6 protein-coding genes are annotated in these 7,867 nt (G+C 45.9%); 4 read left to right on the forward strand and 2 right to left on the reverse strand.

Features of this window, described 5'->3' with window-relative positions; translation table 11 throughout:
* Window positions 1-134: 134 nt before the first annotated feature.
* Complete coding sequence (gene dusB / locus IM450_RS17770) at window positions 135-1,136, reverse strand: tRNA dihydrouridine synthase DusB (protein WP_043997859.1); 1,002 nt, start codon at window positions 1,134-1,136, stop codon at window positions 135-137.
* Between the two features lie 199 nt (window positions 1,137-1,335).
* On the opposite strand from dusB, the gene IM450_RS17775 reads away from it, so the two are divergent.
* Both IM450_RS17775 and IM450_RS17780 read left to right on the forward strand, forming a co-directional pair.
* Entirely contained in the window at window positions 1,336-2,910 is a 1,575-nt protein-coding gene (locus IM450_RS17775) for a glucose-6-phosphate isomerase (protein ID WP_002802157.1), read from the forward strand.
* A 159-nt stretch (window positions 2,911-3,069) separates the two neighbouring features.
* Window positions 3,070-4,284 (forward strand): ABC transporter permease, encoded by a 1,215-nt coding sequence (locus IM450_RS17780; protein WP_287666251.1) that lies wholly within the window; start codon window positions 3,070-3,072, stop codon window positions 4,282-4,284.
* 5 nt (window positions 4,285-4,289) lie between these two features.
* Here IM450_RS17780 and hisD read toward each other — a convergent pair whose 3' ends face one another.
* Window positions 4,290-5,546 (reverse strand): histidinol dehydrogenase, encoded by a 1,257-nt coding sequence (gene hisD / locus IM450_RS17785; RefSeq protein WP_002802159.1) that lies wholly within the window; start codon window positions 5,544-5,546, stop codon window positions 4,290-4,292.
* A gap of 486 nt (window positions 5,547-6,032) precedes the next feature.
* Here hisD and accC point away from each other — a divergent pair, with 486 nt between their 5' ends.
* Complete coding sequence (gene accC, locus IM450_RS17790) at window positions 6,033-7,379, forward strand: acetyl-CoA carboxylase biotin carboxylase subunit (RefSeq protein ID WP_002802160.1); 1,347 nt, start codon at window positions 6,033-6,035, stop codon at window positions 7,377-7,379.
* Window positions 7,380-7,422: 43 nt separating this feature from the next.
* Window positions 7,423-7,867: Uma2 family endonuclease (locus tag IM450_RS17795; RefSeq protein WP_287666254.1), on the forward strand; the 445-nt coding region annotated here is incomplete at its 3' end.

Here is a 7,867-nt window from a genome sequence, read left to right on the forward strand (position 1 = left end):
GAGGGATCGGGGGTAAAATTCAGGTACTTTTTCCCTGAAAATTAGGTAACTGACTACCTCAAAATCGGTAAAACCCTACACCCCACACCCCACACCCCACACCCTGCCCCCACGAAAAACTTTTTCAGCAGCCCCTAAATATTCTCGTTTTCAAGGTTTAATTGGGCAATAGCTCTATCAATTAAATCACAGCCCTCCCCCAGGGATTCGATCCGCGAAAACCGATCACGCCAAACCGCCGCACCGGTAAAATCCTGACAATACCAAGCCAGATGTTTCCTGGCTTGCCAGATGCCGCGTTGTCCCTTGTATAGCCATAGCCCCTGTAAATGCTCTTTAGCTAGGCTTAACAGGTCAATAGAGGTGGGTTTCGGCAACTTTTTGCCTGTTTTGAGGTAATAATCGATTTCCCCCACCAAACAGGGATAACCGAGGGTTCCCCGTGAACACATCACCCCATCGGCCCGGGTAAATTCCAAACAATTAATCGCCGCTTCCACAGAAACAATATCACCATTAGCGATGACAGGAATCGATAAAACCTCCTTCACCCGTTTAATCCATTGCCAATCGGCTGGCCCGTGATAACCCTGTTCCCTAGTGCGTGCGTGCAGGGTCAACATTTGCGCTCCCGCATCTTCTAAACGACGGGCAAAATCGATAATATTAATCTCTTGGGCGTTCCATCCCAAGCGAGTTTTCACCGTTACCGGCACCGATACCGCTCCCACCACTTCCCTAACAATTTGCTCGGCAATTTCTGGCTGTCGTAAAAGCGAAGAACCGCCGCCTTTTTTAGTAATTTTATTAACAGGACAACCCATATTAATATCGATGGTCATCGCTCCTTCTTTAACCGCTTTTTCCGCCGCCACAGCCATAAAATCGGGACGGCAATCAAATAACTGCATACTAATTGGTTGTTCTTTGTCCCCGATAACCATCAATTGCGGTAACTCTTGCAGCTGGGAGATTTCTGTCGCATTGACCATCTCGGTATAGAGCATGGAATCGGGAGCAAAGCGTCTCACCAAGCGCCGAAAAACTAAATCGGTGACACCGGATAAAGGTGATTGCAAGACGCGGCTATGCACTTCTAAGTTACCGATTTTGAGAGGGGATGAGTAGATAGCCATAGGACCGGTTAAAAAATCAACAGCCAACACCAGCAAACCGAACAATTAGGGGACAGTTCAGTCACTGTTAGTATTTTGCCAACCCCTAATATATGCTTAACCGTCAACTTCTAGCCTAAAACTACCTGTATGATGATTGGAGAGGATAGAATCCTATCTCCCCTAAACGAGTAATTAAACAAAAATTTCGCTTTTTTTTATGGATAATCTGCAACTCTGGCAACGTTACCAAGATTGGTTATACTATCACCCTAACCTAGAACTTTATCTCGATGTCAGTCGGATTCCCTTCGATGAGGCTTTTCTCAAAGGTCTAGAAGCAAAATTTGAGCGTGCTTTCCAAGATATGACAGCTTTAGAACAGGGTGCGATCGCCAATCCCGACGAACAGCGTATGGTCGGCCACTACTGGCTGCGCGCTCCTGAACTCGCTCCTAACCAGGAATTGCGGGACGAAATCACCGAACCCCTAGCACAGATCAAAGAATTTGTCAAGAAAATTCACTCCGGAGCGATTAAGCCGCCCAATCGGGGAAAATTTAGCCATATTCTCTGTGTAGGCATCGGGGGGTCTGCTTTGGGTCCCCAATTCGTTGCCGAGGCTCTATCCCCCCTTAATCCCCCCTTAGAGATTGCTTTTATTGATAATACCGACCCTAAAGGCATCGATCGCACCCTAGCCCATTTACCCCTAGCTACCACCCTGGTTATCGTCACCAGTAAATCCGGCGGCACTCCCGAAGCGAGAAACGGAATGTTAGAAGTCCGCAACGCTTACGAAAAACAAGATTTAGACTTTCCCCAACACGCGGTCGCCGTCACTATGCCTGGTAGCCAACTGGACAAATACGCCCAAGATTGGCTAACTCGTTTCCCCATGCAGGATTGGGTCGGTGGTCGTACATCCGAACTATCCGCCGTCGGTCTTCTCCCGGCCGCTTTGCAGGGTATCGACATCGATGAAATGTTAGCCGGGGCCAAAGAAATGGACATCGCCACCCGCGTCCATAACCTGAAAAAAAACCCTAGCGCCCTACTGGCTCTAGCTTGGTATCATGAGGGCAACGGCAAGGGAGAGAAAGATATGGTGATTCTGCCCTACAAAGACAGTCTCTATCTCTTTAGCCGCTATCTGCAACAATTGGTCATGGAGTCCCTCGGTAAAGAAAAAGACCTCGATGGCAATAAGGTGTACCAAGGCATCGCCGTCTATGGTAACAAAGGTTCTACGGACCAACACGCCTACGTCCAACAATTACGCGAAGGGATTCCCAATTTCTTCGCCACTTTTATTGAAGTGTTAAAAGACCGACAAGGAGACTCCATGGAAGTGGAAACCGGCTCCACTGCTGGCGATTTCCTCTCAGGATTACTGCAAGGTACTCGACAAGCTTTATACGAAAATAGTCGTCACTCTATCACTATCACTATCCCAGAGGTTACTCCCCGTCAGGTAGGAGCTTTAATTGCCCTCTACGAACGGGCCGTTAGTTTCTATGCTAGTTTAGTTAATATTAACGCCTACCATCAACCCGGGGTAGAAGCAGGGAAAAAAGCTGCCGCTTCTATTCTGGATTTACAAAGAAAAATCGTGCAAGTTGTTCGGGAAACGGGGACTGCTCTCGACCTAACCACTCTAGCGGCCAAAATCGGTGCTAGTGACCAAGTTGAAGCTATCTATAAAATTGTCCGTCATCTCAACGCTAATCGGCGCAGTTTAACTATTACTGGCGATTTAAGCAAACCGGAAACTCTCCAAATCTCTACCCGCTAATCAGTTATCAGTTATCAGTTATCAGTTATCAGTTATCAGTTATCAGTTATCAGTTATCAGTTATCAGTCGTCAGGAGATTATTTTTATTTATTCTCCCCACCTCATAATTCATAATTCATAATTCATAATTCCCCACTGATTACTGAATGTAACTAACCATGGAAATGCTCGAAAACCTGAAAATGGCTTTTTCCGCTTTGATGGGCAATAAACTGCGTAGTGGTCTGACTATGCTGGGAATTGCTATCGGTAACGCCTCCGTCATTGCCCTAGTGGGAGTGGGTGAAGGAGCGCAAAAAGTCGCCCTCGAGCAGTTTGAAGCTCTCGGACCGAATGTTTTATTTGTTTCTACTTCCTCGCGCAATGTCCGCCGGACAATTCCTAATCCCCGGCCTCTCACCTACGAAGATGCCCAAGCGATCGCATCTCAAGTTCCCGCCATTACCGCCATTTCTCCCGAATTGAGCGGTACAAGAGTCTTATCCTTCGGTAATAGAACCAGTAATAGTCCCCTGATTGGGGTGGGATCCCAGTACCTAAATGTGCGTAACCGTCAACTATCTAAGGGTAGATTTATTATGGAATCTGACCTGAAACGGGATAATCGGGTGATTGTCTTGGGATCGGAATTAGCCAAAAATCTCTTTGGTAATCGCAATCCCGTCGGCGAAAATCTTCGCATGGGCAATCTTAGTTTTCAAGTCATTGGAGTTTTACAGGCGAAAGGCTCCTTATTTGAGACTAATCAGGACGATCGAGCTTTAATTCCCCTAACTACTATGTCTAATCAGGTTTTAGGGCGCAATTCTATCTATGGCATTCCCCTAACTCATATTTCTGTCTTGGCTAAAAACTCCGCCCAAATTAAAGCCGCTCAGTTTCAGATTAGCAACCTGCTGCAAATGCGTCATCAGGTCAGTGACGAGAATTATGTGCAGATTTTCCCCCAAACCACAGTCCTAGAAATGGCCAAAGAGACTAACGATAGTTTAACTAGAATGTTAGCCTCGATCGCCAGTATTTCCCTTTTTGTTGGCGGAATCGGCATAATGAATATTATGCTCGTGTCAGTCACGGAAAGAACCCAAGAAATCGGGTTAAGAAAGGCTTTAGGAGCGAAAGAAGGGGACATAAAAGGTCAATTTCTCATTGAATCGGTGATTTTAGCCACCACTGGCGGAATTATCGGGATTTTTGTCGGCATTCAAGGAATGTATCTAGCGGGAATTTTTGCCGCTTTAACCACCAGTATCTCAATCCCTGCCATAATTCTCGCTTTAGGAGTTTCTAGTGCCATCGGTCTAATTTTCGGTGTTGTTCCCGCTCATCATGCCGCTAAATTAGACCCAATAGTTGCTTTGAGAAGATTATAGTTTCTCTAGTTCTTGTCCTCACCTCGGGATTCTATACCCGCATCCGTTGCCGTAAATCCCTCCGCTTGCGCTAATATTTGCAGATTATGGGCTATGGAGGCGAAGGAATCGGCAGGATATTCGATTAAAGTGGCGGAATTGAGAAAAGTTTCCACTCCCACGGGACAACCCAAATAATCAGCCACCGCTTTTGGAGTAGTAGAACCAAGGAGAATAGTTCCCGATTGTCTCACAGAAGATATCTTTTCCCAAGGCTCATCGATCATTAAGGATAAATGGGTGGGAGCAAAAAGATTCGATAATTCGATCGCTTTCTCCAATGACTCCACCACCACGATTAAACCATAATGAGCGATCGCTTTTTCCGTCAACAATCTCTGGGGATGTATCTGTAACTGTTTTTGTACTTCTTCCTGTACTATTGGGGCCAAAGCCTTATCCGTCGTCAATAAAATCGCTGCCGCTAGGGAATACTGTTCCGCTTGCGCTAATAGATCTAGGGCCAACTGCCTGGGATTGGCTTGACTATCGGCAATAATAACTAGATCAGAAGTAATAGAGAGATAATCGATTTTTACATGGTCAGAAACCAGTTTTTTAGCCAAATTAGTATAAAAATCACCTATTCCAGCAATCATCTCCACGGGGGCGATCGTTTTTGTGCCGTAGGCTAAAGCGGCGATCGCCTGTGGTCCAGCCACCCGATAAATCTCACTAATACCCACCGATTGGGCTGCCACTAAAATCGCCGGATGGATGCGTAAATCCTCATCGGCGGGAGATACCATCACAATCCGTTTAACCCCCGCTATTTTGGCAGGAATCGCCTGTTGTAACAATAAACTGAGATAGGCCCGTTTCCCATCGGGAACGACAATTCCCACACTGTTAACCGGTTGATAACGTTTCCCTCGAACCGTACCATCCTCAGGAAACTGGACCCAGGCTTTGGGAAGACGCTGACGATGAAAAGCTTCCATTTTTGCACAGGCAACAGCGATCGCATTTAATAAATCCTGCGACACCTGTTGATAAGCGGCATCCAGTTCCGAGCCACTCACCTTAAGTTGTTGTAGATTAAGGGACTGTTGGTAGAATTTTTCCGTGTAATCCACCAACGATTGATCGCCAGCAAGTCGCACCTGATCGACAATCTCTCGGACAAGCGATTCTTTTTCCCGAATTTCCGGATCGTCGAACCGTTCCCGAATTCGTCTCAGTTCCGTTCTGGCTGACCATGGCTCTGTGATAATTCGCAACATCGAGCTATTATCCTCTAGGGGCGAAACGAGATTAAAAAGTTTTCACTCCTCACACTCTAGCTTATCGCTTTCAATCTTGACTGGGGAGGGCGACCGAGTCAGTTATTTTAGCCGTCAGGAGATAGGAGTCAGGAGTCAGGAGATTATTTTTATGGCTCTTCGTTACTTGTTATGGTTCTATAGGGTGGCATAAATAAACTAAATCCTTATCTGGCAAGAGATTTAATTGATTAGTTCGCTCTAGATCAAAAACAATTGACAAAAATCGCCAAACGTTTTTCTCTATAAGGGTTCCGTCCCTTATAACCCGCGTACATTGCATAACACAAACCGAAGAACCATTTTTATTTATTCTCCCCACACCCCAATTCATAATTCATAATTCATAATTTATAATTCCCCACTTCCCGATTTCCCCAAGGTAACAAAACCAGATATTCTACTAAATAGTCGCCTATCACACCAGCCTGATCTCGTGGTCGTCCAATGCAGTTTGCCAAGATATTAATCGCCAATCGCGGGGAAATCGCCTTAAGAATCCTTCATAGTTGCGAAGAATTGGGCATTAGAACCGTTGCCGTCCACTCTACCATCGATCGCCACGCCCTTCACGTTCAACTGGCCGATGAGAGTGTTTGTATTGGTCCGCCCCCAAGCAGCAAAAGTTACCTAAATATCCCTAATATCATCTCGGCTGCCCTAACACGCAACGCCACGGCCATCCATCCCGGTTACGGTTTTTTGGCAGAAAACGCTCGCTTTGCCGAAATTTGTGCCGATCATCAGTTAACTTTTATCGGTCCGTCTCCCAGTGCTATTCTGGCTATGGGTGATAAATCCACCGCTAAAAAAACCATGCAAAAAGCGGGAGTTCCCACTATCCCCGGCAGTGGTGGTTTAATTACCTCAGAAGCGGAAGCAAAACGTATCGCTGATGACATCGGTTATCCTGTCCTGATTAAAGCCACCGCTGGCGGTGGAGGGCGTGGGATGCGTCTTGTCAAGAGTGCAGATGAACTAGGTAATATGTTAAAAGCCGCCCAAGGGGAAGCAGAGGCGGCTTTTGGCAATTCGGGAGTATATCTAGAAAAATTTATCGAATGTCCCCGACATATCGAGTTTCAGATTTTGGCCGATAGTCACGGTAACGTGATCCATTTAGGAGAAAGAGACTGTTCGATTCAGCGACGACACCAAAAACTGCTAGAAGAGGCCCCCAGCCCCTTCTTAACGCCCCATTTACGCTCAAAAATGGGTAATGCCGCCGTTAAAGCCGCTAAATCGATTAATTACGTCGGGGTGGGAACCGTGGAATTTTTAGTCGATAAACACGGTAATTTTTACTTCATGGAAATGAACACCCGTATTCAGGTGGAACACCCCGTCACGGAGATGATCACGGGGATAGACCTGATCCGAGAACAAATTCTGGTGGCACAGGGCGAAAAACTGCAAATTAAGCAAGATCAGGTGATATTTAGAGGACATTCGATCGAGTGTCGCATTAATGCCGAGGATCCCGATCGCAATTTTCGCCCCCACCCCGGCAAAATTAGCGGTTATCTGCCCCCTGGCGGTCCCGGTGTCCGCATGGATTCCCACGTTTACACCGATTACGAAATCCCCCCCTATTACGATTCCCTAATCGGTAAATTAATTGTCTGGGGAGAAAATCGCGAAACTGCGATTAAACGCATGAAACGCGCCCTGCGGGAATGTGCGATCACGGGAGTACCGACGACTATTGATTTCCATCGTAAAATATTGGAAACTCCCGCCTTTTTAGCTGGAGATGTTTACACTAATTTCATCCAAGAACATCTCTTGCCCTAGGGTGTTACCATGAAGTTTAGACGAGAGTAGGTTGGGGATAATAATGACAGTAGAAGTTAAATTTGAATCTTGGCAACTCAGCGATGAACAGTTCTTTCAACTTTGTCAGGATAACCGAGATTTGCGCTTGGAACGCAGCGCAAAAGGAGATTTAATTATTATGCCACCGACTGGAGGAAAAACTGGTAATTCTAACGCTGGAATCACTGCCCAATTATGGTTATGGAATAACCTAAATAAATTAGGTGTAGTTTTTGATTCTTCCACAGGATTTAAACTACCGAATGGGGCCGATCGCTCTCCCGATGCTGCTTGGATACCTTTAGATAAATGGCAAGCTTTAACCCCGCAACAAAAGGAAAAATTTTTACCTCTATCTCCCGATTTTGTCATTGAATTAATGTCCGCTAGTGACAACTTAGAAACTGCTAGAAAAAAAATGCAGGAATATTTAGATAATGGGACTCGTTTAGGTTGGTTAATCAATA

Source organism: Microcystis sp. M083S1, assembly GCF_020246405.1.
GTDB lineage: Bacteria > Cyanobacteriota > Cyanobacteriia > Cyanobacteriales > Microcystaceae > Microcystis > Microcystis aeruginosa_C.

Coding starts and splice junctions, on each gene's coding strand:
- dusB (WP_043997859.1), bottom strand. CDS start 1,136: ATGGCTATCTACTCATCCCCTCTCAAAATCGGTAACTTAGAAGTGCAT.
- IM450_RS17775 (WP_002802157.1), top strand. CDS start 1,336: ATGGATAATCTGCAACTCTGGCAACGTTACCAAGATTGGTTATACTAT.
- IM450_RS17780 (WP_287666251.1), top strand. CDS start 3,070: ATGGAAATGCTCGAAAACCTGAAAATGGCTTTTTCCGCTTTGATGGGC.
- hisD (WP_002802159.1), bottom strand. CDS start 5,546: ATGTTGCGAATTATCACAGAGCCATGGTCAGCCAGAACGGAACTGAGA.
- accC (WP_002802160.1), top strand. CDS start 6,033: ATGCAGTTTGCCAAGATATTAATCGCCAATCGCGGGGAAATCGCCTTA.